The organism is Arthrobacter sp. B3I4 (genome assembly GCF_030816855.1).
Lineage (GTDB): Bacteria > Actinomycetota > Actinomycetes > Actinomycetales > Micrococcaceae > Arthrobacter.
In genome coordinates this window covers 1,602,559-1,628,965 of the sequence record NZ_JAUSYK010000001.1, presented here as the reverse complement: position 1 = coordinate 1,628,965, position 26,407 = coordinate 1,602,559, and the positions used below count along the sequence as shown (strand labels likewise).

Below are 26,407 nucleotides of genomic sequence, written 5' to 3'. Positions count from 1 at the left end.
AGCGGCCGGGGCGCTCACAGCGCGCGCTTCCGCGGGCCGGGAACCTGCGCATCGGATTCGCGCAGGTACAACGGGGTGGTGTCCAGGAGCTGCCCGCCCGCGGCCAGGCGTGCCAGCGCGAACTGGCCCAGCGACAGTGCCTCGGGTTGCCGGCCCGCAAATTCCGGGACAGCTTTCAGCACGTCCGCATACAGGCCGGCACCGGCACCGTAGACCGGAAGGTCGGGCAGGTCGGCGGCGAAGCCCACGTGCGGCCCGTCCAGCAGCTGCGGCAACTGGCCGCCGGCGAGGGCGTACCGGGCCCAGTAGACTTCCTTGCGCCGCGCGTCGGTGGCGACGATGAACTCCGCGGCGGATTCCGTCGATTCGGCCACCTCAAGGGCAATCGCATCAAGGCTCATCAGCCCGTAAAGCGGCTTTTGCCAGACAAAAGCCAGGCTGCGCGCGGTGACAATGCCCGAGCGGAGGCCGGTGAACGGCCCCGGCCCCACCCCGGTGACAATGACGTCGACGTCGGCGCCCCGGAGGCCCGCGCCGGTCAGCAGCCGGTCGATGCCCGGGGCGAGAACCTCGGCATGGCTGCGGGTGTCCTCGGTGGCGAAGCTGGCCACAGCGGATTCCAGCGAGTCGTCGGAAACGAGTGCCGCGCTGGCGACAGCCGAGGTATCGATGGCGAGAATGAGCATCTTCAGTCCGTTTCCGGGGTCGCGGGAGAGGCAGGCAGACCGGCCAGGGCGGCCGGCGGCTCCGCCCAGCGTGGGCCAAAGCCGCGGAACACCACGGTGCGGGGCTCGTCGGCGTCGTCGGTGTCGAAGTCCAGCACCGGGCCTGCGGGGGGATGGTCGCTTTGCTGCGAGCCCGTGCCGGCGCTGTTGCCGGCGGTACCGGCGCTGCCCAGCTGGCGGTAGAGCTCCACTTCGAGCCGGCTCTCGCTCAGGTGTTCAACCCGGTCCCGGCCCCACTCCACGACGGTCACCGCACTGTCCAGCGTGTTCTCCAAGTCGATGTCATCGACCTCGGCGGCCGAGCCAAGCCGGTACGCATCAACATGGACCAGGTCCGGGCCGCCCGGGCGCGGTCCGTCCGGCAAATTGGGGTGAATCCGGACCAGCACGAACGTGGGCGAAATGATTCCGGCCCGGACGCCGAGGCCTTCGGCCAGCCCCTGGGTGAAGGTGGTCTTCCCCGCGCCAAGCTCGCCGGTGAGGACCAGCAGGTCCCCGGCTTGCAGCTCGGCACCAAGCGCGGCCGCGAGGGCGTGGGTGCCGGCGGCAGTCCCGACGTCGAGCGTCCGCTCCCAGGCGGGGCCGCTCACTGCATGGTCCCGGCGCCGGGCATTGGCGCTTCGTTGATGTAGCGGCGGGGCACGCGCGGGCTGATCCGGGTGACGATCTCATAGTTGTTGGTGCCCGCTGCCCTGGCCCAGTCCTCGGCGGTGGGGCCGCCGTCGGTCCCGTCACCGAACAGCACCGCTTCCGCGCCGAGCAGCGAGGTCCCGCCGGCGGAGACAGAGAGCGGGCCCAGGTCGATGACCATCTGGTCCATGGCGATGCGGCCCACCACGGGGTAATTCACACCGGCCACCCGGACGGGGCCGCCGGTGGCGACCCGCGGCACGCCGTCGGCGTAGCCCAGCGGGACCAGGCCGAGCGTGCTGTTGCCGCTGGTGCGGTAGTTCAGGCCGTAGGAAACGCCCTGGCCCGGCGGCACGTCCTTGCAATGCGAGACGAGGGCCCGGACCGTCATCGCCGGACGCAGCCCGACTTCCGCCGAGTTTTGCCCCTCGAACGGGGAGAGCCCGTAAATGCCCAGCCCCACCCGCACCAGGTCGAAGTGGGTATCCGGCCGCGACAAGGTTGCCGGGGTGTTGGCAAGGTGGCGGACCTCGGGGTCGACGCCCGCATCCTGGGCCATGGCCAGGACCTCGCGGAACACGGCCAGCTGCTCGTCGGTCTCCGGTCGTTCGGGTTCGTCCGCGACGGCCAGGTGGGAGAAGATCCCCACGACCCGCAGCAGCCCTTGGTCCTGGTACTCGATGGCCTCGCCCAGCAGCGAGTCCCACGTCGCCAGGGTGGCGCCGTTGCGGCCGAGCCCCGTGTCGACTTTCAGGTGGATCCGCGCGGGGCGCTCCTGCTCCCGGGCGGCGGCCACGATGCGGCCCAGCTCCCAGCCGGAGCAACCGATGTCGATGCCGGCGGCCACGGCGGCGCCGAAGTTACTTTCGGGGGTGTGCAGCCACGCCAGCATCGGCGCCTCGATCCCGGCGGCACGCAGGGCAAGGGCCTCGGAAATGTGCGCGACGCCCAGCCAGGTGGCCCCCGCGCTGAGGGCGGCCCGGGCCACAGGGACGGCGCCATGGCCGTAAGCGTCGGCCTTCACCACGGCCATCACCTTGGCCGGGGAAGCCACGGACGCCAGCCGGCGGACGTTGTGCCGGATGGCCTCAAGGTCGATTACCGCCGAGCGCTCCTCGACGCGGGACGGCGCCGCGTCCGCGAGGGGCTCAAAATCACCTGTTGCTGCTGGGTATATCACCCAACGATTCTACGGGTGGCCACAGACGCTGCTGAATCCAGGTCCCGCACCGGGTCTCCTACGCGTCGGACAGGTGGGCCAGGGTTGCAGAGGCCCGCCGCTGGGCCTCCGCCGGCACGTCACGGACGATTTCTTCCAGGAACCGGTAGCGCCGGAGCCACTGGCTGCCCTGGCGTTCCTTGCGGGCGTTGGCGCGCTGCCACCAATCGGCCAGGTCGCCCCAGCCCGGCGCGGCCAATGAGCCACCCACATGCTGCACGGCCAGGGCGGCGCACAGGTTGGCGAAGCGGAGCCGGTCCCCCAGCGGCCAGCCGGCCAGGCAGCCAACGATGAACGCGGCCCCGAAGCAGTCACCGGCCCCGGTGGGATCGAAGGCCGGGACCGGCAGCGACGGCACCCACTCTTCCTCGCCGGTTTCAGAGTCCACTGCCATGGCGCCCTGCGCTCCCAGCGTCACGACGGCGACCGGAACCTTATCCGCGAGCGCGTAGAGCGCCCCCCAGGGGTTGTCCTTTCCGGTGAAGGCCATCGCTTCCTGCTGGTTGGGCATGAAGGCGTGGAAGTACTGCAGATTCTTCAGCCGGGCCTGGGCCCACGCGCCCGTGGGGTCCCAGCCGACGTCGCCGAAAAGCCGGACACCGGCCCGGTGCGCATCAGCAGCCCACGGTTCAAGCTCCTCCGTGAGGTCGGCGACGGCGGCGAGGGCCGGTGGCGGTGAACCGATCAGTTCCGTCGACGTGACCGGGGCCGGGTGTCCGTGCGTCACCATGGACCTGTCCCGCTCCACGCTGAGTGACACCGTGACCGGCGAATGCCAGCCAGGGACGCGCCGGGACAGGGAAAGGTCAACGTGCTCCTGCCGGTCCAGGATCTTCCAGTTGTAATCGCCGTAGCCATCGTCGCCGAAGGCGGCTGCAAGGCCGGTCCGCAGACCGAGCCGCGCCGCGGCGATCGCCTGGTTCGCCACCCCGCCGGGGCAGCTGCCCATCCCCTCGCTCCAGACTTCCGTCCCGGGCTGCGGCGCGTGCGGCAACCCGGTGAAAATGATGTCCTGGAACACGGTGCCCGTCAGCAGCAGGTCAAAACCCTCCGCCCCGGGCGTGCGGACGGCGGCAAGCGGGTCGAAGCGAGGCGCTGGAATGGCGTCCATAGAACGCACACTACGCCGTCCCGGCGGGCGGCGACAGCCGGACATGCCGGTCCCGCAAACCTGCCCGGCATAGACTGCTGGAATGCGGCTCATGATTGCTGGCGGCGGCGGTTTCCGCGTGCCGCTTGTTTACCGGGCGCTCTCCGCCGGCCCCTTTGCGGGGCTGGTCCGGGAGCTGGTGCTCTATGACGTCGACGCCGGCCGGCTCGCCGCCATTGAGGCCGTGCTGGCCTGCCTGCGGGAGCAGGCGCCGCCCGGCTCCCAGGGCCCGCCGGTACGCACCACCACCGCACTGAACGACGCGCTGACCGGCGTCGACATGGTCTTCGCCGCTATCCGTCCCGGCGGCACGGCGGGACGGACCCTCGACGAGCGGGTGGCGCAGGACCTGGGCCTGCTGGGCCAGGAGACGACCGGCGCCGGCGGGATCGCCTACGCGCTGCGCACCATCCCGCCGATGCTGGAGCTCGGGCAGGCCATGCAGCGGCTCTGCCCCGGCGCCTGGCTGGTCAATTTCACCAACCCGGCCGGCATGGTGACCGAGGCGCTGGTCCCCGTGCTGGGGTCCAGGGTCGTTGGGATCTGTGATTCGGCCGGCAGCCTGGTGCGCCGCGCGGCCCGGGCGGCCGGCGTCGGGCTGCCCGAAGGAAGGCTCGACGGCGTGGGCTACTACGGGCTCAACCACCTGGGCTGGCTGTATCGGCTCGAAGCCGGCGGCGAGGACGTCCTGCCCGGCCTGCTCGCCGACGCCGGGGCGCTGGCAGGGTTCGAGGAGGGCCGCTTGTTCCCGCAACCGTTCCTGGCCGCCCTGGGCTGCCTGCCGAACGAGTACCTGTACTACTACTACGAGACCGCCCGCGCCGTCGCCGCGATGCGCGCCGCAGCGACGACCCGCGGGGAGTCCATCCACCGGCAGCAGGTTGAGCTGTACCCGCGGCTCGCCTCCGCCGGCGCGGACGCGTACCGGTTGTGGGACGCTGCCCGCCGGTCCCGCGAGGAAGGCTACCTGGCGGAGGCCCGGAGCGGCGGCGAGCAGCGGGACGAGGAGGATCTGGCCGGCGGCGGGTACGAGCGCGTCGCGCTGGCCGTGATGCGTGCCCTCGCCGGCGGCGGCGACGCGGAACTGGTCCTGAATACCCCCAACACGGTCCCCGGCCCCGGCGGTGTGCCGGACGCCGCGATCCCCGGCCTACCGGCGGACGCTGTCGTGGAGGTGCCCGCCCGGGTAGGGGCCGGCGGCGTCGTCCCCCTCCCCCAGGCTCGACCGGCGGAGGCGCAGCTGGCGCTGATGCTGCGGGTCAAGGAGGTCGAACGGCTCGTGGTCCGGGCCGCTGCCCCGGCCGGCGCTGCTCCGGCCGGTCCAGGCTGGGCCGGCCCGGGTACGCGCAGGGAAGCCGCCCTGGCGGCGTTCGCCCGGCACCCGCTGGTTGATTCCGACGCCCTGGCAGCCCGGCTGCTCTCCGGCTATGAGGCGGCGTTCCCGCAGCTCAGGGAGCTCTGGCGCCGGGACTCCTAAAGCCTGCGGTACATCACGTGCAGGCCGACGTAGCCCTGGCTTGGGTGGTTGAAAGCCTCCGGGGTCGTGGCCAGGACCTCGAAGCCCATCGCCTGCCACGCGGCCACGGCCCGGGTGTTGGTTTCCACCACGGCATTGAATTGCATGGCCCGGAACCCTGCCGTCCGGGCTGCCTCCAGGGAGTAGGCGCACAGTGCGCGGGCCAGGCCGCGGCCGCCCTGCCCGGCACGGACCATGTAGCCGGCATTGGCGACGTGGCTTCCGCCGCCGCGCTGATTCGGGTGCATTTCCCCGGTGCCCAGCACGACGCCGTCGAGCTCGCCCGTCCCTACCGCGACGAAGGTGCGGCCCGGGGGCGACTGGAACCACTTGGCTCGGGCCTGGTCCTCGGTGGTGTCCCGGTCCCAGGCAAACGTTTCGCCGGCGCGGACCACCGGCTCGACAATCTGCCAGATACCGGGCCAGTCCTCGCCGGTCGCCTCGCGGATGAGCCAGGGCACCTGCCGGCTTTCGTCATTTGTGCTCACAGCGGCCACGTTAGCAGCAGCCCGCCGACCTCCCGCCGCGGACCGGCCCCCGGTTCAGGAGTAGTGTTTTACCGAATCCACGTCGCAGCAAGGGAAGGGAGCACGATGCCGCTGGTCCGCCGGGTCGCCTTCCTTTCCCTGCACACCTCGCCGATGGAGCAGCCCGGCTCCGGCGACGCCGGGGGCATGAACGTGTACATCCGCGCCCTCGCCGCAGCTCTGGCGGAGGACGGCGTCGAGGTCGAGATTTTCACGCGGTCCACCGCCGCGGGCCAGGCCGCCGTCGAACACCCCTCCCCCGGCGTGTGCGTCCACAACGTGCTGGCCGGTCCGCCGCACAAGGTCCCCAAGGAGGAACTGCCGGCGCTGCTGCACAGCATGGTGGCCGAGATTGACCGGATCAAACAGCTGCAGCCGCACGGCCGCTACGATGTCATTCATTCGCACTACTGGGTCTCCGGGGCCGCGGGGCTGGAGCTCTCGCAGCTCTGGGGAGTGCCGCTGGTGCACACCATGCACACCATGGCCAAGGTCAAGAACCTGCTGCTGGAGTCCGGCGAGCAGCCCGAGCCGCGCCGCCGCGAGGAAGGCGAGCACCGGATCGTCGACGGCGCCACCCGGCTGATCGCCAACACCGGCGCGGAAGCCGCCGAGCTGGTCTCGCACTACGACGCCGACCCGGACCACATCGACGTCGCGCCCCCGGGCGTCGACCTGACCATCTTCACCCCGGCTTTCCGGGGCCGTGCCCGGAGCCAGCACGGGGTGCCGCCGGGCCGCTTCCATCTGCTGTTCGCCGGGCGGATCCAGCGGCTCAAGGGCCCGCAGATCCTGATCAAGGCCGCCGCCTTGCTCCGCGCCCGACGGCCGGACATTGACCTGCAGCTGACGATCCTCGGCGCGGTGAGCGGGAACAAGGACTTCGATCTCAAGGCCCTGATCACCGCGGCCGGAATGGACGACGTCGTGACGCACCACCCGCCGGTCAGCGCGCCCAAGCTGGCGGGCTGGTACCGCTCCGCCGACGTCGTCGTGATGCCCTCCTACAGCGAGTCCTTCGGGCTGGTCGCCCTGGAGGCCCAGGCCTGCGGCACGCCCGTGGTCGCCACGAAGGTAGGCGGGCTGTCGCGGGCCATTTTCGACGGCCGCACCGGACTGCTGGTCGAAGGACACAAGGCCGCGGACTGGGCCGACGCCCTCGAAGCCCTCCACGACGACCCGGCAACCCGCGAGGACATGGGCCGGGCGGCATCGGTGCACGCCCAGGGGTTCGGCTGGCAACGCACCGCCGCGATCACGCTGGAAAGCTACCAGGCCGCGCTGGTCCAGTATTTTGGAACACGAAGCAGCATTCCCGCGGGCCACACACCCTGACCCGGCCCGCCCGCACTGCCGGCCACGACCGGCCGAACCACGACCAAGCCACGAGCTTAAGGACAACGATGTCTGAGAACACCACGGAAACCGCAGCCGCCGCACTTCCCGACGGCGGGCCATTCCCAGACGGTGCCGCTGCCGCAACTCCGGGCGGCGCGCAGGGCGCTACCCCGGCCGCAACGCCGGCTGAAAGCCCGGTCCCGACCGATCTGGAGATCGCGCAGCGGGCCGCCATCCGGCCCATCGAGGAGGTCGCCGCCGCTGCCGGCATCAATCCCGAGGCCCTGGACTTCTACGGCCGGTTCAAGGCCAAGATCGATCCGGCCAGGCTCGCCGGCCGCGGCTCGCAGCCGCAGGGCAAGGTGGTGCTGGATTTCAGCGATGTCCCCGACTCCGGCCGGCGAGGGAAAGTCCACGGTGACGGTGGGTCTGGCGGACTCCCTGGCCCGCGCCGGGCACCGGGCGATGATCGCGCTGCGTGAGCCCTCGTTGGGTCCGATCCTGGGCATGAAGGGCGGCGCGACCGGCGGCGGCTACTCCCAGGTCCTGCCGATGGATGAAATCAACCTGCACTTCACCGGCGACTTCCACGCCATCACCTCGGCCAACAACGCCCTCATGGCGCTCGTGGACAACCACATCTACCAAGGCAACGCGCTGAACATCGATCCGCGCCGGATGACGTTCAAGCGGGTGCTGGACATGAACGACCGGTCGCTGCGCGAAGTGGTGATTGGCCTCGGCGGTCCGACCCAGGGCGTCCCCCGGCAGGACGGCTTCGACATCACGGTCGCCTCGGAAATCATGGCGGTGTTCTGCCTTTCCACGAACTTGGACGACCTGCGGGCCCGGCTAGGCCGGATCACCTTCGGCTACACCTACGACCGTGAGCCCGTCACGGTGGCCGACCTCGGCGTTCAGGGCGCCCTGACCATGCTGCTCAAGGATGCCCTGAAACCGAACCTGGTGCAGACCATCGCGGGCACCCCGGCCCTCGTCCACGGCGGCCCTTTCGCCAACATCGCGCACGGCTGCAACTCGTTGATCGCCACCCAGACCGCCCGCAGCCTCGCCGACATCGTCGTCACCGAGGCCGGCTTCGGCGCGGACCTGGGCGCCGAGAAGTACATGGACATCAAGTCCAGGGTCGCCGACGTCGCGCCGTCCGCCGTCGTCGTGGTGGCTACCATCAGGGCGCTCAAAATGCATGGCGGCGTCGCCAAGGACCAGCTCAAGAAGCCCGACGTCGAAGCGCTGGCCGCCGGCGTCGTGAACCTGCGGCGGCACGTGCGGAACGTGGAGAAGTTCGGGATAGCCCCGGTGGTGGCGATCAACAAGTTCGGCACCGACAGCCAGGAGGAGCTCGACTGGCTGCTGGACTGGTGCGCCGCCGAAGGCGTGCAGGCCGCGGTGGCGGATGTTTGGGGACGCGGCGGCGGGAGCGACGGCGGCGACGAACTGGCCGCGAAGGTGGCTGCGGCGATCGACGCGCCCCACAGTTTCCGGCACCTGTATCCGCTGGAGATGCCGGTCGAGGACAAGATTCGGACCATCGTGCAGGAGATCTACGGCGCTGACGGCGTCGAATTCTCCGTACCGGCACTGAAGCGGCTCGCCGAAATCGAGAAGAACGGCTGGTCGTCGATGCCGGTCTGCATGGCGAAGACGCAGTATTCCTTCAGCGACGATGCCGCCAAACTCGGCGCCCCGAAGGGCTTCACCGTGCATGTGCGGGACCTGATTCCCAAGACCGGGGCCGGCTTCATTGTGGCCCTCACCGGCGCGGTGATGACCATGCCGGGGCTGCCCAAGGTGCCGGCGGCGATGCGGATGGACGTCGACGCCGCCGGCAACCCCGTCGGCCTCTTCTAAACCCCTCCCTCAGATCCGGCGTCCACTCCCCGACCCTCCCTCAGCTCCGGCGCGCCATTACCCGACCCTCCCTCAGCTCCGGCGCCGATTTACCCAACGCCCCCTCAGATCTGGTGCAGTGCCGACAGTAAGCGGCGGCTCCTTCACTTGGCGCTTTCGATGGCGAGTGGGGCACCTGTGGATAACTTCTGCGCGGATTGTCCGAATGGGTTCACAATCCCAGCATGAAACGCCGCACGGAACTTCCGGTTCCCCTCAGCGCAGCACCTTTCACCTTCGCGGATGCGAGATTGTTAGGCATATCGAGATCGAGGCTCAGACAGTCCGATATCAATCACGTCAGCAGGGGTCTCTACCGGCCCGCCGGGTGGAGCTTCGAATTGGAGGCCGCGGCCCGCGCGTTGTCCGACGCGTCGCCCGGAGCCTGGATCTCGCACGTAACAGCCGCGAGACTTCGATGCCAGATTCTGCCACCTTGGCTGTCAGACACCGAGGAGCTACACCTGAGCAAGCCGCGCGCGCTGCCCGAGGTCCGCCGCAAAGGCATTGTCGGGCACACGGTGCTGACCTTGGACGATGAGGTCGAAACGGTGGACGGCATCCGTATCAGCACGCGTTCTCGGACGTGGCTCGATCTCGCCCGGCGGCTGAGCCTTCCCGAGCTGGTCTGCATGGGCGATGAGCTTGTCCGGATCCCGCGGTTCCAACTCGAGGGGCGGCGCGAGCCCTTCGCGACCACAGATCAGCTGCGTTCTATGGTGATACGCCACCCAAACTTGCAGGGAATCGTCCGTGCGCGGGCGGCCCTTGATTTGATGCGGGTTGGATCCGATTCCGGACCCGAGACCCTGCTACGTCTGGCGATGGGTGATGCCGGTCTGCCGGAACCGGAGCTCCAGGTCGCGCTCCACCCGGGGCGCCTTGGTTCCCCGACCGCCGATCTCGGGTACCGCCGTCGTCGCGTCGCCATTCAGTACGACGGCGGCCACCACTTGCTTCCCGCGCAAATTTTCAGCGACCGACGGCGTGACAAGGCGTTCGAAGCAGCCGGATGGATCGTCCTCGTCCTGACAAAGGACGATCTGGCGGACGACTTTAGGAACGCGATCTCTAGGATTAAACGGAGTTTGCGGACCGCCTCTCAAAGTCCGGCGTCGGCCGCCGGCTTTTCCAACACCGGCTGAGCCAAGCGCCTGCGCACTCCAAAGAAGACACCGCCTGGGGTCGGGACGGAGCGTCGCAACCCAAACGACCAAACCTGAGGGAGCGTCACAACCCAAACGACCAAACCTGAGGGAGCGTCACAACCCAAACAGCCAAACCTGAGGGAGCGTCACAACCCAAACCTGAGGGAGCGTCACAACCCAAACAGCCAAACCTGAGGGAGCGTCGGGAAACGCACGACGCCCCCGCACCGGGGTGCGGGGGCGTCTAGGGCAACCAGGGAAAGCGGAAACCCGGGGTTAGCGCTCCAAATCGCCGCGGATGAAGGCCTCGACCTTTTCGCGGCCCAGGTCGTCGTTGAACTGCTCCGGCGGGGACTTCATGAAGTAGCTCGACGCCGACAGCAGCGGACCGCCGATGCCGCGGTCCAGGCCGATCTTCGCGGCGCGGACGGCGTCAATGATCACACCGGCCGAGTTGGGCGAGTCCCAGACCTCCAGCTTGTATTCGAGCGACACCGGGGCGTCGCCGAAGTTGCGGCCCTCGAGGCGCACGAAGGCCCACTTGCGGTCATCGAGCCACTGCACGTAGTCCGACGGACCAATGTGCACGTCCTTGGCGGCGAGCTCGGCCTCGACGTTGGAGGTGACGGCCTGAGTCTTGGAGATCTTCTTGGACTCGAGACGGTCCCGCTCGAGCATGTTCTTGAAGTCCATGTTGCCGCCGACGTTCAGCTGGTAGGTGCGGTCCAGCGTGACGCCGCGGTCTTCGAACAGCTTCGCCATGACGCGGTGCGTGATGGTGGCGCCGATCTGGCTCTTGATGTCATCGCCCACGATCGGCACACCGGCTGCGGTGAACTTGTCGGCCCAGGCCTTGGTCCCGGCGATGAAGACCGGCAAGGCGTTGACGAAGGCCACACCGGCGTCGATCGCGCACTGGGCGTAGAACTCGGCCGCTTCCTGGGATCCGACCGGGAGGTAGCAGACCATCACATCGACCTCGGCGTCCTTGAGGGCCTGGACGACGTCGACCGGCTCCTCCGGGGACTGCTCGATGGTCTCGAGGTAGTACTTGCCGAGGCCGTCGAGGGTCGGGCCGCGCTGGACGGTGACACCGGTCGGCGGGACGTCGGCGATCTTGATGGTGTTGTTTTCGCTGGCAAGGATGGCGGCGGACAGGTCCTGGCCCACCTTCTTGCCGTCGACGTCGAACGCTGCAACGAACTGGACGTCGTTGACGTGGTACTTGCCGAACTGGACGTGCATCAGACCAGGGATCGTGGTCTCCGGGTCAGCATCCTGGTAGTACTGGACACCCTGGACCAGCGAAGTGGCACAGTTACCCACGCCGACGATTGCAACACGAATCGGATTTGCAGACACGAAACTCCCTTTGAGAACGAACTTCACGTGCCCGGCGCGGACGCACTCTGATGTACGACGGCGGCCCACGGGCACAGCGCCATGCGGCGCCCTTGCATTCTAGTCAACGGCGCCGGGACCTGGCTTGTTCCCGGCCCCGGCGGCTTCCTACTTCTGCGACCAGAGGTTGATATCAGATTCCACGGCGAACTCGTCGATCGCGTCCAGCTCATCAGCCGTGAACCCCAGGTTGTTGACCGCAGCCAGGGTGTCCTCGAGCTGGCGGACGCTGGAAGCACCGACCAGCGCCGACGTTACCGGGGAACCCTTCACCTGGTCACGCAGGACCCAGGCGATGGCCATCTGAGCGAGGGTCTGGTCGCGGCCCTCGGCGATCCGGTTGAGTCCGCGCACCCGGTCCAGCTTTTCACCGGTAATGGTGGCTTCATCCAGGGACTTGTTCTGGGCGGCGCGGGAGTCTTCCGGAACACCGTTCAGGTAGCGGTCCGTCAACATGCCCTGGGCCAGCGGTGAGAAGGCAATGGACCCGGCGCCCACCTGCTCCAGCGCCTCATAGAGGCTGGGGCTGCCGTTCTCGGTCCAGCGGTTCAGCATGGAGTAGCTGGGCTGGTGGATCAGCAGCGGCGTGCCGAGCTCCTTGAGGATCCGTGCCGCCTCAACCGTCTGCTCCGGGGTGTAGGAGGAGATCCCGGCGTAGAGGGCCTTGCCGGAACGCACAGCCTGGTCAAGCGCGCCCATGGTCTCCTCCAGCGGCGTCTCCGGGTCCGGGCGGTGGCTGTAGAAGATGTCCACGTAATCCAGGCCCATGCGCGTCAACGACTGGTCCAGGCTGGCGAGCAGGTATTTCCGTGATCCCCACTCGCCGTACGGCCCGGGCCACATGTTGTAGCCGGCCTTGCTGGAGATGACCAGTTCGTCCCGGTACGGCGCGAAGTCGTCCTTGAGGTGCCGGCCGAAATTGGTCTCGGCGGAACCAGCCGCCGGGCCGTAGTTGTTGGCGAGATCGAAGTGCGTCACGCCCAGGTCGAAGGCGCGGCGCAGGATGGCCCGCTGCACCTCGAAGGGCTTGTCGTCGCCGAAGTTGTGCCACAGGCCCAGCGAAATGGCCGGCAGTTTCAGTCCGCTGCGGCCCACCCGGCGGTACGGCATGGAGTCGTAGCGGGTCTCCGCTGCAACGTAGGTCATGGTTGTTCCTCCCGAAGGTACGGCTTGTCTGGTGATGCGCCTTAGCGCGCGACGACGGCGGCGCTGTGGCCGGGCAGCTTGAGCCGGCCGTCCTCGAGCGCGACGGCGTCCTCGGTGGCCAGCAGCAGCGAGCCACCCTCCACGCTCACCGGGCGGGGTTCGGTGGAGAAGTTCAGTGCCACTTCCACGCTGCCGCGCCGCAGCAGCAGCCAGCCCTCGTCCTCGCTGAAGTCGACCGCGGTCTCGGCGAAACCGGCCCCGGCGAGCTCCGGCGTCGAGCGGCGCAGCGCGATCAGCTTCCGGTACAGCTCCAGCAGCCGCGCGTGCTCCCCCGCCTCCGCCTCGGCCCAGTCCAGCTTGGAGCGGGTGAAGGTTTCCGGGTCCTGCGGGTCGGGGACGACGGCGGGATCCCAGCCCATCCGTTCGAATTCCTTGATCCGGCCCTCGGCGGTGGCCTTGCCCAGCTCCGGTTCCGGATGCGAGGTGAAGAACTGCCACGGCGTGGTAGCGCCGTATTCCTCGCCCATGAACAGCATCGGGGTGAACGGAGCGGTCAGGGTCGCGACGGCGGCGAGCGCCAGTTGCCCGTAGCCCAGGCTCTGCGAGAGCCGGTCGCCGGTGGCACGGTTGCCGATCTGGTCGTGGTTCTGGTTGCACACCACGAGGGCGGCCGGGTGCACGAGGCCGGTGTCGATCGGCCGGCCATGGTGCCGTTCCCGGAAGCTGGAGTAGCTGCCGTCGTGGAAGAAGCCCTTTTCCAAGACCTTCGCCAGGGCGCCAAGCGAATTGAAGTCCTCGTAGTAGCCGGTGGTTTCGCCGCTGACGTTCACGTGGACGGCGTGGTGGAAGTCATCGCTCCACTGTCCGGCCAGGCCGTAACCGTTCAGGTCCCGGGGGTAGAGCAGGCGCGGGTTGTTCAGGTCCGACTCGGCGATCATGGTCGCGGGACGCCCGGTTTCGGCGGCGACCCTGTCGGCGAGGGCGCCGAACTCCTCCAGCAGGTGGACCGCGCGCTCGTCCTTGAAGGCGTGGACGGCGTCGAGCCGGAGCCCATCGACGTGGTAGTCGCGCAGCCACATCGCGGCGTTGTCGAGGATGTAGTCGCGGACGACGTCGGAACCTGGGCCGTCCAGGTTGACCGAATCACCCCAGGTGTTGCCCTCCCCGGACTTGAGGTAGGGCCCGAACCGGGGCAGGTAGTTGCCGCTGGGGCCGAGGTGGTTGTACACCACGTCCTGGATGACGCCCAGCCCGGCGGCATGCGCGGCGTCCACGAAGCGCTGGTACGCGGCGGGTCCACCGTAGCCTTCATGGACGGTGTACCAGAGGACGCCGTCGTAGCCCCAGTTGTGGGTGCCGTTGAAGCCGTTGACTGGCAGCAGCTCAACGAAGTCGACGCCGAGCCCGGCAAGGTAGTCGAGCTTCCCGATCGCCGCGTCGAGTGTTCCCTCGGGGGTGAAGGTGCCCAGGTGCAGTTCGTAGATCACGCCCCCCTGGAGTTCACGGCCCTTCCAGCCAGCGTCGGCCCACTGGTGGGAGCCGGGGTCGAAGGTCCGCGAGAGGGAGTGCACGCCCTCGGGCTGCCGGCGGGAGCGCGGGTCCGGCAGCGGCGTGCCGTCCCCGTCCAGCAGGTAGCCGTAGTCCACGTCGCCGGAGGCCGGAGCCTCCGGCGCAGTCCACCAGCCGTCCTGCCCGCCCACGGACCGGCTCATCGGGTAGCGCTGCCCGTCGGCGAGCAGGGTGACTTCCTGTGCCTCCGGCGCCCAGAGGTCGAAGCGAACGGGTCCGTGTGCGGGCAGAGTCATGCAGTTTCCCCTATGTCGGTTGGTGGTACGTGTTTCAGACGGTCGGCACGAGCAGGGCCACCGGATAGTCGCGGAGGATGTCCCCCACCTCCACCGTTCCGGGCCCGAAGGACTTGCCGCTGAGCTGGTCGGTCATGGCGGCGCTGAGGCGGATGGCGGTGTCCTGCCAGCCGCCGCGCTGTTCCAGGCCACGGGGCAGCCGGGTTGCCAAGGTGATGGCTCCCGGCCCGCTGTCACCCCGGTCAAACGCGATCAGGTGCTCTGCTGCGGCACCGGTAGCCTCGACGGCGCTGTACCCGGTGAACAGTTCCGGCCGGTCGCGCCGCAGGCGGAGGGCCCGGGACGTCACCAGCAGCTTCGCCGCATCGTCGCGGTACGACGCCGGGAGCTCGCCGGCGTCGAGCGCGGTGAGCGCGGCGCGGCGGGCGCCGAAGTCGAACGGCCTGCGGTTGTCCGGGTCGGTCAGTGAACGGTCCCAGAACTCGGTGCCCTGGTACACATCGGGCACCCCCGGCATGGTGAGCTGGACGAGCTTGGCACCGAGAGCGTTGACGGAGCCGTACGGGTCCAGCAGTTCCACCAGCGAATCCAGTTCGGCGCGCACCTCGGAGTTGTCGAACGCGGCGTCGACGGCGGCCGTCAGCTTCGCTTCGAAGTCCGCGTCCGGGTCAAGCCAGTCGGTGGAGTTGCCGGCCTCGCGGGCGGCTTTCTGGGCGTAGGACTGGAGGCGTTCCCGGTCCGCCGGCCAGACACCCGCGATGGCCTGCCACAGCAGGTTCGCCAACGGGCCGTCCGGCAGGGGCGCCAGTTCCTGAAGCCGGCGCAGGGATTCAGTCCACTCGGTGGCAGCCTCGGCGAGCACCGTGATCCGGGCCCGGGTGTCCTCGCTGCGCTTGGTGTCGTGCGTGCTGAGCGTGGTCATGGACAGCGGCAGGCGCGCCTGCCGGCGTTCCATCCGGTTGTGGAACTCACCGGTTGGCAGCGCGAACTCGGTCGGCTCCGCGCCGACTTCCGTGAGGGTCCCCAGCCGGGTGTAGCGGAAGAACGCGGTGTCTTCCACGCCCTTAGCCATCACCATGCCGGAGGTCTGCTGGAAACGGCGGCCGAGCTCTTCGTCCGCGCCAGGGCCGGCCTGCAGCAGCAGGGGCAGCAGCGCCTTCACGGCGGCTTCCAGTTCGGGCCGCCGGCGGACCGCAAGCTCGCATGCTTCACGCAGCACGTCTTCGCCTTCGGGCAGGTAACTGCGGTAGACGGGGAACGCTGCGATGACTTCGGACAGCGCGTCGGCACTGGCCTCCGTGCTCAGTCCGGCGTCGGCCGGAACCAGGCGGGCGAGCCGCAGCATCTCCGAATGCAAGATCCCGTCGGTGATCCGCCGCTTCGTGCCGCGGATCATCTCCTGGTAGTCCGGGGTTTCCCCGCCGCGCAGCGATGCGTCCAGCGCGTCCAGGCCGGTCTGGCCGGCCGGGTCAACGAACACGCGGTCGACGTCGGCGAGGGCGTCGTAGCCGGTGGTGCCTTCGCATTCGAAGCTGGCCGGAAGTTCTTCCCCGGGCTCGAGGATCTTCTCGATCAGCAGGTAGGCACCGCCGGTCACTTCGCGCAGGCGCCGCAGGTAGCCCTCCGGGTCCGCGAGGCCGTCCGGGTGATCAATCCGCAGGCCGTCCACAAGGTCCTCACGGAACCAGCGCACGATCTCCTCATGGGCCTCGTCGAAGACCTCCGGGACCTCCACCTTGATCCCGGCGAGGGTGTTGACGGCGAAGAAGCGGCGGTAGTTCAGCTCGTTGTCGGCGCGGCGCCAGCCCACCAGCTCGTAGTGCTGCCGGTCGTGCACCTCACGCGGGTTGTCCCCTGCGGTGTAGCTGCCTTCGGCGAGCGGGAAACGGTGGTCGTAGTAGCGCAGCTCCCCGTCGCGGATTTCCAGGGCATCCACGTCGGAATCGTCGCCGAGTACGGGGATCCGGATCCGGCCGCCGCCAAAGTCCCAGTCGACGTCGAACGCCTGGGCGTACGGCGACTGCCGGCCTTCCTTGAGCAGCGACCACCACCACGGGTTCTGGACCGGGGTGGCGACGCCGACGTGGTTGGGCACGATGTCCACCAGGACGCCCATGCCGTGTTCGCGGGCCGCCTTGGACAGCGCCAGCAGCCCTTCCGGGCCGCCGCGGTCCGGGTCCACCGTCAAAGGATCGGTTACATCGTAGCCGTGGTCCGAACCCTTTTCCGCAGTGAGGATCGGCGACAGGTACACCCAGTCCACCCCGAGGTCCTTCAGGTACGGGACCTTTTCAGCGGCATCGAAGAGGGTGAAGCTGTTGCGGATCTGCAGGCGGTAAGTGGAGACCGGGGCCCTCATGCCTCAGTGGCCCTTGCCTCGCTGGCTTCCGCGGCCTTGGTCTGGGCCTCCACCATCTCCCCTTGGGCTTCCTCCTGCTCGGCCATGGACGCCAGGGAAGCGGCGGCGGAGTAGTCAACCTCTTCCTCCGGGCCGGAGTACGCGCGCAGCACCACCATCGACTTTGCCTGCAGGTTCAGCGTGGCGCCCGCCTTCAGCGGTTCGTAGTCATCAGCCTGGGCGGCGGTGTCGAACAGGACCTCCCAGTACTGCGAGAACTCCTCGGCGGGAATGCAGAAGTCCACGGCGTCGTCATGGGCGTTGAAGGCCATGAGGAAGCTGTCGTCGGTGATCCTGCGGCCGCGGGAGTCCTGCTCCTGGATGCCGTCGCCGTTGTAGAAGACACCGATGGTGCGGCCGAAGCCGCTGCCCCAGTCCTCGGGCAGCATTTCGGTGCCGTCAGTCTTCAGCCAGACGATGTCGGGCAGCTTCTCGCCCTCACCACGAAGCACCGGGCGGCCGTCGAAGAAGCGGCTGCGGCGGAACGTCGGGTGGTCGTGCCGGATCTTGTTGACGAAGGCGGTGAACTCCACCAGCGGCTGGTCCATGGCTTCCCAGTGGATCCAGCTCAGCTCGGAGTCCTGGCAGTAGGTGTTGTTGTTGCCCTGCTGCGTCCGGCCGAGCTCGTCGCCGTGCAGCAGCATCGGCACACCCTGGGAGAGCAGCAGGGTGGCGATGAAGTTGCGCTGCTGGCGGGCGCGGAGGGCGAGCACCTTCTCGTCGTCGGTGTCACCTTCGGCGCCGCAGTTCCATGACCGGTTGTGCGATTCGCCGTCGTTGTTGCCTTCGCCATTGGCCTCGTTGTGCTTCTCGTTGTAGGAGACCAGGTCCCGCATGGTGAAGCCGTCGTGGGCGGTGACGAAGTTGATCGACGCCACCGGGCGCCGGGCGGAGCTCTCGTACAGGTCCGCCGAGCCGGTCAGGCGGGAAGCGAATTCACCCAGCGTGGACGGTTCGCCGCGCCAGAAGTCGCGCACCGTGTCGCGGTACTTGCCGTTCCACTCGGTCCACTGCGGCGGGAAGTTGCCCACCTGGTAGCCGCCGGGCCCGACGTCCCAGGGCTCGGCAATGAGCTTTACCTGGGAGACGATCGGGTCCTGCTGGATCAGTTCGAAGAAGGTGGAAAGCTTGTCGACGTCGTAGAACTCGCGTGCCAGCGTGGAGGCGAGGTCGAACCGGAAACCGTCTACGTGCATTTCCGTCACCCAGTAGCGCAGCGAGTCCATCAGCAGCTGCAGGGAGTGCGGGTGCCGGACGTTGAGCGAGTTGCCGGTGCCGGTGTAGTCCATGTAGTGCTTCTGGTCACCGTCGACGAGGCGGTAGTACGCCTGGTTGTCGATGCCCTTGAAAGACAGCGTGGGGCCCAGGTGGTTGCCTTCGGCGGTGTGGTTGTAGACGACGTCGAGGATGACTTCGATGCCGGCGCGGTGCAGGTCGCGCACCATGGCCTTGAATTCCTGGACCTGGTGTCCGACGTCCCCGGAGGAGCTGTACGTGTTCTGCGGGGCGAAGAAGCCGATGGTGTTGTAGCCCCAGTAGTTGTTGAGGCCCTTCTCCACCAGGGTGCCGTCGTTGACGAACTGGTGCACCGGCATCAGCTCGACGGCGGTGACGCCGAGCTTCTTGAGGTGTTCGATCACGGCCGGGTGCGCCACGCCGGCGTAGGTGCCGCGCTGCTCCTCGGGAACTTCGGGGTGCAGTTCGGTCAGCCCCTTGACGTGCGCCTCGTAGATAGCCGACTCGTGGTACGGGATCCGCAGCTGGCGGTCGCCGTCCCATTCGAAGAACGGGTTGATGACGACGCCGTGCATGGTGTGCGGCGCGGAGTCGGCATCGTTGCGCGAATCCGGGTCACCGAACTCGTAGGAAAAGAGCGCCGGGTCCCAGTCGATCTGGCCCTGGATGGCTTTGGCGTAGGGGTCCATAAGCAGCTTGTTCGGGTTAAAACGGTTGCCGTTCGCGGGGTCGTACGGGCCGTGCACGCGAAAGCCGTACTTCTGGCCGGGCTGGATCATCGGCAGGTAGCAGTGCCACACGTAGCCGTCGACCTCGGTCAGCTCGATCCGGGTCTCGGTCAGGTCATCGGCCAGGAGGCAGAGCTCCACCCGTTCGGCGAGTTCACTGAACAGGGCAAAATTGGTGCCGGTGCCGTCAAAAGTGGCTCCCAGCGGGTAAGCCGATCCGGGCCAGACTTCCATGTGTACTCCTCGTGCGTTGCGAACTATCTCTAGACAGACTACTTGTAAGCAGGGTTACTAATTGACCACGGGTCCCGCGCGGGCCTTTGTTACAGCTTCGCGATGACCTCCGGCAGCGTCCGGGCAAGGTCCGACGCCGCGAGCGGGCCGCCGTTGGACGCCAGGACCCCGGCGCGGCCGTGGAGGCTCGCAGCCATCGCGCCGATGGCTGCCCACCGGTCGGGACCGTCGATGCCGCGGGCGGCAAAGGCATCAGCGTTGTCGGCCACCTGGGCGAGCAGGGAGCCAAGAATGCCGGCCAGCACATCGCCGCTGCCGGCGGTCGCCATCCAGGGGCTGGCTTCGGCCTGGCTGAAGACCGCTCCCGACGGCGCGGCGACGAGGGTGGTGGCGCCCTTGAGCAGCACGGTTGCCCCGGTCCGGCCGGTGGCCTGCCGCACTGCGGCGAGGGTGTCGTCCTCCACGGCGGCGCGGTCGGGGCCGGAGTCGTAGCGGTCCAGGAGGGCGGCCAGTTCCCCGGCGTGCGGGGTGAGGACAGTCCGGGCGGAAAGGCGGCGGGGCAGGACCGGCAGCGCCCCGGCGTCGGCGACGGTGGGCAGACCGGCGGCTGCCGCCTCGCGGACGCGGTCCAGTTGCTCCTGCGCCCCCTCGTCCAGGCCGGAGCCCAGCAGCCAGGCCTGGACGTGGGCCTCTGCGACGCTGGTCCCGCAGACCACTTCCGGGCAGGACTGGCGGACCAGGTCGGCAACTTCGGGCGGCCCGACGTAGCGGACCATGCCCGCCCCGGCGGCGAGGGCGCCCCGGCAGGCAAGGACAGCGGCGCCGGGGTAGCGGACGGAGCCCGCCACTACACCCAGCACGCCGCGCGAGTATTTGTGGGAGCGCCGGGCAGGGTGCGGGAGCAGGGCTGCCAGGTCCTCGTCCTCGAGGCGCCGGAGTTCCGGACGGGCCAGTTGGCCCTCGATCCCGATAGGAATGGTCCGGATCCGCCCGGCGAAGTCCGCGCCGGGGTCCGTGAGCAGCCCGGCCTTGGGCGCCCCGAACGTCACGGTCACATCGGCGGTCAGGACGGGGGCGTGCGCCTGGCCGGTGTCGGCGTTGACGCCGCTGGGGACGTCGCAGGCCACTACGAGTCTGTGCCGGCTGAGGTGTCCCGCTGCGCGCTGCAGTTCGTCCAGCAGGAGCGCCGCGGCCCCGCGCAATCCGCCCTGCGCGCCGGTTCCGAGGATTGCGTCAATGACGACGTCGGCGCGGGCGGCTTCCGCGGCGAGGGCGGCCGCGTTGGCCTCGCTGAGGATGGTGTCGCGGCCGCCGGCGGTACGGAACGCTGCCAGGCCGGCAGGGTGCCCGTCCCCGGCGGTGAGGACCGCCGTCGTGCGCATACCCCGCCGTGCCAGCAAGGCCGCGGCGTAGAGGCCGTCGCCGCCGTTGTTGCCCTTGCCCACAAGTACCGTGACGTTGGAGCCGTAGCGCCGCCGGCCGCGGAGGTGCAGCTCGTCGACGACGGCGTTGGCGAGGCCGTACGCGGCGCGTTGCATGAGAACAGCGCCCATACCGGGGTCCGCACTGTCCTCAAGAAGCCGCTTTTCGACGGCTCGGATGTGGGTTCCGGTATAGGCGCTGATCATGGTGCTTAGCCCTCGGCGATCACCGTGGCGGTGGCGATGCCGCCGTCGTGGCTGATCGAGAGGTGCCAGCGTTTGACGCCTTTGGCCTGGGCCACGGCGAGCACCGTGTCCTTGACCTGGACGGTGGGTCCGTGCTGGTCCAGGCCAATCCAGCAGTCCTGCCAGTTCATGCCTGCGGGAGCTCCGAGCACCTTGGCCACGGCCTCCTTGGCGGCGAACCGCGCGGCCAGGGAGCGGGTGTTCAGTTCCCGTTCGGCCGGGACGAACAGCCGGTCGCGCAACCCGGGGGTACGCTCCAGCTGCCGGCCGAACCGCTCGATATCTACGACGTCTACGCCAATGCCAACAATCATGCGGTTATTCTACGGTCACGCTCTTGGCCAGGTTCCGCGGCTGGTCGACGTCGTAGCCCTTGGCGCTGGCGAGAGCCAGAGCGAAGATCTGCAACGGTACGGTGGTCAGCAGCGGGGCCAGGAGCGTCGGCGTCTCCGGAACGTAGATGACGTGCTCGGCGAAGGCCTTGACCGTCTCGTCGCCCTCTTCGGCGATCACGATGGTCTTGGCCCCGCGGGCACGGACCTCCTGGATGTTGGAGACGACCTTGGCATGCAGGGAGTCCCTGCCGCGCGGCGACGGGACCACGACGAAGACCGGCTGGCCTTCCTCGATCAGCGCGATCGGGCCGTGCTTGAGTTCGCCGGCGGCGAAGCCCTCGGCGTGGATGTAGGCGAGTTCCTTGAGCTTGAGTGCGCCTTCCATGGCGACCGGGAAGCCGACGTGGCGGCCAAGGAACAGGACGGACTTGGCGTCCGCCATGGACTGGCCGAGTTCCTTGATCTGGCCCTCGTTGTCGAGGATCCGCTGGATCTTTTCCGGGATCTTGCCGAGGTCGGAAAGGATGTCCTTGATCTCGCCCTGGAACTTGTTCCCCCGCAGCTGGGCAAGGTAGAGCCCGAGCAGGTAAGCGGCGGTGATCTGCGCAAGGAATGCCTTGGTCGAGGCCACCGCGATTTCCGGGCCGGCGTGCGTGTAGAGCACGGCGTCGGACTCGCGCGGGATCGTGGAACCGTTGGTGTTGCAGATGGACACCGTCTTGGCGCCCTGTTCCTTCGCGTAGCGGACAGCCATCAGCGTGTCCATGGTCTCGCCGGACTGGGAGATGGAGACGATCAGGGTGTTGGCGTCGACGATTGGGTCCCGGTAGCGGAACTCGTGCGAGAGCTCCACCTCGGTGGGGATCCGGCACCAGCGCTCAATCGCGTACTTCGCGACCTGGCCGGCGTAGGCGGAGGTGCCGCAGGCGAGGACGATGATTTTGTCGACGCTCTTGAGCAGTTCCGGATCAATCCGGAGCTCATCAAGGGTCAGTTTGCCGTTGACGTCGGAGCGGCCCAGCAGGGTCTGGAGCACGGCGTCGGGCTGGTCGTGGATTTCCTTCTCCATGAAGGACGGGAAGCCGCCCTTCTCCGCGGAGGCCGGGTCCCAGTTGACGTGGTATTCCTTGCCCTCGGCGGGGGCGCCAAAGAAATCAGTGATCTGGACGGAGTCGGCGGTGATGGTGACGATCTGGTCCTGGCCCAGTTCGACCGCGCGGCGTGTGTAGTCGATGAAACCGGAGACGTCGGAGCCGAGGAAGTTCTCCCCCTCGCCCAGGCCCACCACCAGCGGGGAGTTGCGGCGGGCTGCCACGACGACGTCCGGCTGGTCAGCGTGTACGGCCAGGAGGGTGAAAGCGCCTTCCAGGCGCTGGCAGGCGAGTTCCATGGCCTTGGTCAGGCCACCGTTGGCGTTGTCGCCGCCGAGCTTGTTGCGGTAAATGTCTCCCAGGAGGGCCGCCGCCACCTCGGTGTCCGTCTCCGACTCGAAGGTCACGCCGTTGGAGGCGAGTTCCAGCTTAAGTTCCGCGAAGTTTTCGATGATGCCGTTGTGGATCAGGGCGAGCTTGCCGCCGTCCGACAGGTGCGGATGCGCGTTCTGGTCCGTCGGGCCGCCGTGCGTCGCCCAGCGGGTGTGGCCGATCCCGGTGACGGCGTCGGGCAGCGGGTGGGCTTCGAGTTCGGCAATCAGGTTGCTCAGCTTTCCGGACTTCTTCCGGGACGAGATGGCACCGTCCGCGACGACGGCGATGCCCGCGGAGTCATAGCCGCGGTACTCAAGGCGCCGCAAACCCTCCAGGACAACATCCAAGGCTTTATGGTCACTATTTACCCGGCCAGCCGAGTGGCCTACATATCCAACGATTCCACACATGGACACAAGCCTAACCGGTTTCGACCGTGCCCGGCGTAGGAGCGGCCGTTCAGACCGCCGCCACGGCCCCGGGGCGCCCATTTCGCTCTGGGCGCGGTCAAGGGCAGAATCTCTAGGGTGACTTCGCAACGCAATGATGCGAACGGCGAGGGCGTCTCCCCGTTCGTTGAGCTGGACCGGCAAACGTGGTCCCGGCTCGCTGCCCAAATGGAGCAGCCCCTCAATGAAGAGGACGTGCTCCGGCTCCGCGGCCTGGGTGATCCGCTCGACATGAAAGAGGTGCGGGAGGTATATCTGCCGCTCTCCCGGCTGCTGCACCTTTACGTCGAGGCCGCGAACCAGCTCCACGCGGCGACCACCACGTTCCTCGGCGAGAAAACGCAGCGCACGCCGTTTGTGATCGGCGTCGCGGGCTCCGTCGCCGTCGGCAAGTCGACCATCGCCCGCGTACTCCGCGAGATGCTGCGGCGCTGGCCCGGCACGCCGAACGTGGAGCTCATCACCACCGACGGCTTTCTGTACCCGCTCGCCGAGCTGAAGCGCCGGCAACTCCTGGAACGCAAGGGCTTCCCGGAATCCTACGACCGCCGCGCGCTGCTCCGCTTTGTGAGCGAAGTCAAAGGCGGCGCGGAGGAAGTGCGCGCGCCCTGGTACTCGCACGTCACCTACGACATCGTTCCGGGCAAGGAAGTGGTGGTCCGCCGTCCCGACGTGCTGATCGTCGAGGGGCTCAACGTCCTGGCCCCGGCCCGCCCGCGGCACGACGGCCGCCAGGGACTCGCACTGAGCGACTTCTTCGACTTTTCGATTTACGTTGATGCCAAGACGTCGTACATCGAGGAGTGGTATGTGGACCGCTTCCGCAAGCTGAGGACCACGGCCTTCGCGCAACCGGAGTCGTACTTCCACCGCTACGCGACGCTCTCCGATACCGAGGCTGAAGAGACAGCCCGCGGCATCTGGAAGCGCATCAACGAGCCGAACCTGGAAGAAAACGTCCTTCCCACCCGGGGCAGGGCGCAACTCGTGTTGACCAAGGACGCCAACCACTCCATCCGGCGCATGCTCCTGCGCAAGGTTTAACACACGTGTACCACGACGCCCCCGGCGTGGCAGGGCCGCCGGATCTCCCAAGCCGGCGGATGTTCGCACGGGTCGTCGCAGCAACGGCCAGCACCGCAGCGTTGGCGGCTCTGGCCGCCTGCAGCCCCGGGGTCCAGCCGCCGCCGTCGCCGTCCGGCACAGCCGTGCCAACTGGTCCGGCCTCCTCGTCCGCCTCAGGTTTCGACTCCCCGCCGGCGACGCCAGGCCCCTCGGCGACGCCGACCCTGGCCCCAACACCCACCGGCACCGCCAACCCAGCCCCAGCTGCTCCGATGCCGAGCTCCCCGGCAGCCTCCGCGCCCGGGAGGAAATACTCCCTGACCGATCCGGCAAGCCCGTGGGTAGTGGTGAACAAGCATCGCCCGCTTTCCCCCGCGACCTATGTGCCGGGCGATCTCGTGCAGCCCGCCGTCCGGCTCGCGACCTCCGGCGAGGCAACGTTGCTCAACAGCACGACGGCGGCAGCGGCGGAGCGGATGTTCGCCGACGCAGCGGCGGCCGGCGTCGTCTTGACCCTGGCCAGCGGCTACCGTTCCTACGCCACCCAGGCCGCGACGTACAACAATTTTGTGGCCTCCGAGGGTCGCGCCGCAGCCGACACTGCTTCAGCGCGTCCGGGATATTCGGAGCATCAAACCGGCTGGTCATTCGACATCGGTGACGGCGGCGGCGTCTGCAGCTTCCAGCCCTGCTTCGCCCAGCAGCCTGCGGCGGCCTGGGCGCAAGCCAATGCACACCGCTTCGGGTTTGTGGTCCGCTATCCCTGGATGTTCCACGAGATCACCGGTTACTACTACGAACCTTGGCATCTTCGTTACATCGGGGTGGACGCTGCCACGGACATGCGGGCCAGGGCGGTCGTCACCGTCGAGGAGTACTTCGGTCTGGAACCGGCCCCCAGCTACCTCTGAGGGCCGCCAAGCCTCACTCAGTCAGCGGCGACGGCGAGGGCGAGTTCTGCCCGGACCACCTCAGCCAGCCCTTCGGCGACCTTCTGCGCCGTTTCGTGGTCGGCTGCTTCCACCATGACGCGGACAACGGGCTCGGTGCCGGAGGGCCGCAGCAACACCCGGCCGGTGTCCCCGAGCTGCTTTTCGGCCTGGGCCACGGCAGCGGCCAGGGTTTCGTCGCCCTTGACGCGGGTCCGGTCGACGTCCCTGACGTTGATCAGGACCTGCGGGAGCTTGACCATGACGGCGGCCAGGTCCTTCAGCGGGCGGCCGGTCAGGGCCACCTGCGCCGCGAGCTGCAAGCCGGTGAGCACGCCGTCGCCGGTGGTCGCGTGGTCGGCGAAGATCACATGGCCGGACTGCTCGCCGCCGAGGCTGAAGCCGCCGTCGCGCATGGCTTCGAGGACGTAGCGGTCACCCACACCGGTTTCCCGGAGTGAGATTCCGGCGTCCCGCAGGGCGATCTTGAGCCCGAGGTTGCTCATCACGGTCGCTACCAGGACGTCGTCCTTGAGCTTGCCCGCTTGTTTAAGCGCCACCGCCAGGATCGCCATGATCTGGTCACCATCCACTTCGTTGCCTTCGTGGTCAACGGCCAGGCAACGGTCCGCGTCGCCGTCGTGGGCAATGCCGAGGTCCGCCCCGTTGGCAACCACGGCCGCCTTGAGCGGAGACAGGTGCGTGGACCCGACGCCGTCGTTGATGTTGAGTCCGTCCGGTTCGGCGCCGATGGTGATCACCTCAGCCCCGGCCGTCTTGAACACCTGCGGCGAGCAACCGCTGGCGGCCCCGTGCGCGCAGTCAACTACGACCTTGATGCCCTCCAGCCGGTGCGGCAGCGTGCCCAGCAAGTGCACGATGTAGCGGTCCTCGGCGTCGGAGAAACGCTGGATGCGGCCCACCTCTCCACCGATCGGCCGGGTCGGCTCCGCGCCGAGCTGCGCTTCGATGGCATCCTCGACGTCGTCGGGCAGCTTCTGGCCGCCGCGGGCGAAGAACTTGATGCCGTTGTCCGGGGCGGGGTTGTGCGAGGCGGAGATCATCACACCGAAGTCCGCGTCCAGGTCCGCCACCAGGTACGCCGCGGCCGGGGTCGGCAGCACGCCGGCGTCATAGACGTCGATCCCGGAGCTGGAGAGCCCTGCTTCGACAGCCGCAGCGATGAACTCGCCGCTGGCCCGCGGGTCACGGGCAACGACGGCGCGGGGCCGGGTGCGGTTGGGATTGCGGTCGTGGCCAAGCACGACGGCAGCGGCTTGTGCCAGCTGCATCGCCAGCTCTGCGGTCAGCAGGCCATTGGCCAAGCCTCGGACACCATCTGTTCCAAATAATCTAGACATCGTGTCCGAGTTTAGTCGATGGT

19 protein-coding genes and 1 pseudogene are annotated in these 26,407 nt (G+C 68.4%); 6 read left to right on the top strand and 14 right to left on the bottom strand.

Annotation, left to right across the window (positions count from 1 at the left end; translation table 11 throughout):
- Positions 1-14: 14 nt before the first annotated feature.
- The 4 genes from tsaB to QFZ61_RS07700 are packed head-to-tail and all read right to left on the bottom strand — an operon-like array spanning position 15 to position 3,685.
- On the bottom strand, positions 15-686 hold the full coding sequence (gene tsaB / locus QFZ61_RS07715) for a tRNA (adenosine(37)-N6)-threonylcarbamoyltransferase complex dimerization subunit type 1 TsaB (RefSeq protein WP_307034821.1): 672 nt from the start codon (positions 684-686) through the stop codon (positions 15-17).
- A 2-nt stretch (positions 687-688) separates the two neighbouring features.
- Positions 689-1,315, bottom strand: coding sequence for a tRNA (adenosine(37)-N6)-threonylcarbamoyltransferase complex ATPase subunit type 1 TsaE (gene tsaE, locus QFZ61_RS07710; protein WP_307034820.1), 627 nt, complete (start codon positions 1,313-1,315; stop codon positions 689-691).
- Positions 1,312-2,535 (bottom strand): alanine racemase, encoded by a 1,224-nt coding sequence (gene alr, locus QFZ61_RS07705; RefSeq protein WP_307034818.1) that lies wholly within the window; start codon positions 2,533-2,535, stop codon positions 1,312-1,314. The genes tsaE and alr overlap by 4 nt, the downstream gene beginning before the upstream one ends.
- A 58-nt stretch (positions 2,536-2,593) precedes the next feature.
- Complete coding sequence (locus QFZ61_RS07700; protein ID WP_307034816.1) at positions 2,594-3,685, bottom strand: carbohydrate kinase family protein; 1,092 nt, start codon at positions 3,683-3,685, stop codon at positions 2,594-2,596.
- An 82-nt stretch (positions 3,686-3,767) separates the two neighbouring features.
- Here QFZ61_RS07700 and QFZ61_RS07695 point away from each other — a divergent pair, with 82 nt between their 5' ends.
- Entirely contained in the window at positions 3,768-5,201 is a 1,434-nt protein-coding gene (locus QFZ61_RS07695; RefSeq protein ID WP_307034814.1) for a 6-phospho-beta-glucosidase, read from the top strand.
- Here the strand turns inward: QFZ61_RS07695 and QFZ61_RS07690 are convergent.
- Positions 5,198-5,728, bottom strand: coding sequence for a GNAT family N-acetyltransferase (locus QFZ61_RS07690; protein ID WP_307034812.1), 531 nt, complete (start codon positions 5,726-5,728; stop codon positions 5,198-5,200). The two genes, QFZ61_RS07695 and QFZ61_RS07690, sit on opposite strands and share 4 nt — an antisense overlap.
- 105 nt (positions 5,729-5,833) lie before the next feature.
- On the opposite strand from QFZ61_RS07690, the gene mshA reads away from it, so the two are divergent.
- The 3 genes and pseudogenes from mshA (at position 5,834) to QFZ61_RS07675 (ending at position 10,161) form a co-directional block, all read left to right on the top strand.
- Positions 5,834-7,102 carry a D-inositol-3-phosphate glycosyltransferase gene (gene mshA, locus QFZ61_RS07685; protein ID WP_307038055.1) on the top strand — a complete coding sequence of 423 codons (1,269 nt, stop codon included), beginning with the start codon at positions 5,834-5,836 and terminating at the stop codon, positions 7,100-7,102.
- 212 nt (positions 7,103-7,314) lie between these two features.
- Positions 7,315-8,977, top strand: a pseudogene (locus QFZ61_RS07680) (formate--tetrahydrofolate ligase).
- 224 nt (positions 8,978-9,201) lie between these two features.
- Positions 9,202-10,161, top strand: coding sequence for a hypothetical protein (locus QFZ61_RS07675; RefSeq protein ID WP_307034810.1), 960 nt, complete (start codon positions 9,202-9,204; stop codon positions 10,159-10,161).
- A 279-nt stretch (positions 10,162-10,440) separates the two neighbouring features.
- Here QFZ61_RS07675 and QFZ61_RS07670 read toward each other — a convergent pair whose 3' ends face one another.
- The 8 genes from QFZ61_RS07670 to glmS form a co-directional block, all read right to left on the bottom strand.
- The gene (locus QFZ61_RS07670) at positions 10,441-11,526 is read right to left on the bottom strand and encodes an inositol-3-phosphate synthase (protein WP_307034808.1); all 1,086 of its coding nucleotides are present in this window, start codon (positions 11,524-11,526) and stop codon (positions 10,441-10,443) included.
- Between the two features lie 147 nt (positions 11,527-11,673).
- Positions 11,674-12,711: an L-glyceraldehyde 3-phosphate reductase gene (mgrA, locus tag QFZ61_RS07665; RefSeq protein WP_307034806.1), complete on the bottom strand. Its 1,038-nt coding sequence runs from the start codon at positions 12,709-12,711 to the stop codon at positions 11,674-11,676.
- Between the two features lie 41 nt (positions 12,712-12,752).
- On the bottom strand, positions 12,753-14,516 hold the full coding sequence (gene treZ, locus QFZ61_RS07660; RefSeq protein WP_307034804.1) for a malto-oligosyltrehalose trehalohydrolase: 1,764 nt from the start codon (positions 14,514-14,516) through the stop codon (positions 12,753-12,755).
- A gap of 34 nt (positions 14,517-14,550) precedes the next feature.
- A complete protein-coding gene (gene treY, locus QFZ61_RS07655; RefSeq protein ID WP_307034801.1) occupies positions 14,551-16,875 on the bottom strand; it encodes a malto-oligosyltrehalose synthase in 2,325 nt (774 codons plus the stop codon).
- Complete coding sequence (glgX, locus tag QFZ61_RS07650; protein ID WP_307034799.1) at positions 16,872-19,112, bottom strand: glycogen debranching protein GlgX; 2,241 nt, start codon at positions 19,110-19,112, stop codon at positions 16,872-16,874. The genes treY and glgX overlap by 4 nt, the downstream gene beginning before the upstream one ends.
- A gap of 89 nt (positions 19,113-19,201) precedes the next feature.
- Positions 19,202-20,740: an NAD(P)H-hydrate dehydratase gene (locus QFZ61_RS07645; protein WP_307034797.1), complete on the bottom strand. Its 1,539-nt coding sequence runs from the start codon at positions 20,738-20,740 to the stop codon at positions 19,202-19,204.
- Positions 20,741-20,745: 5 nt separating this feature from the next.
- Positions 20,746-21,093, bottom strand: a complete 348-nt coding sequence (locus tag QFZ61_RS07640; protein WP_307034795.1) for a holo-ACP synthase — start codon at positions 21,091-21,093, stop codon at positions 20,746-20,748.
- Positions 21,094-21,097: 4 nt separating this feature from the next.
- Positions 21,098-22,990 (bottom strand): glutamine--fructose-6-phosphate transaminase (isomerizing), encoded by a 1,893-nt coding sequence (gene glmS / locus QFZ61_RS07635; protein WP_307034793.1) that lies wholly within the window; start codon positions 22,988-22,990, stop codon positions 21,098-21,100.
- A gap of 117 nt (positions 22,991-23,107) precedes the next feature.
- On the opposite strand from glmS, the gene coaA reads away from it, so the two are divergent.
- Both coaA and QFZ61_RS07625 read left to right on the top strand, forming a co-directional pair.
- Positions 23,108-24,073, top strand: coding sequence for a type I pantothenate kinase (gene coaA / locus QFZ61_RS07630; protein ID WP_307034791.1), 966 nt, complete (start codon positions 23,108-23,110; stop codon positions 24,071-24,073).
- Between the two features lie 59 nt (positions 24,074-24,132).
- Complete coding sequence (locus tag QFZ61_RS07625; protein ID WP_307038053.1) at positions 24,133-25,005, top strand: D-alanyl-D-alanine carboxypeptidase family protein; 873 nt, start codon at positions 24,133-24,135, stop codon at positions 25,003-25,005.
- 17 nt (positions 25,006-25,022) lie between these two features.
- Here QFZ61_RS07625 and glmM read toward each other — a convergent pair whose 3' ends face one another.
- Positions 25,023-26,384, bottom strand: coding sequence for a phosphoglucosamine mutase (gene glmM / locus QFZ61_RS07620; protein WP_307034789.1), 1,362 nt, complete (start codon positions 26,382-26,384; stop codon positions 25,023-25,025).
- Between the last annotated feature and the right edge of the window lie 23 nt (positions 26,385-26,407).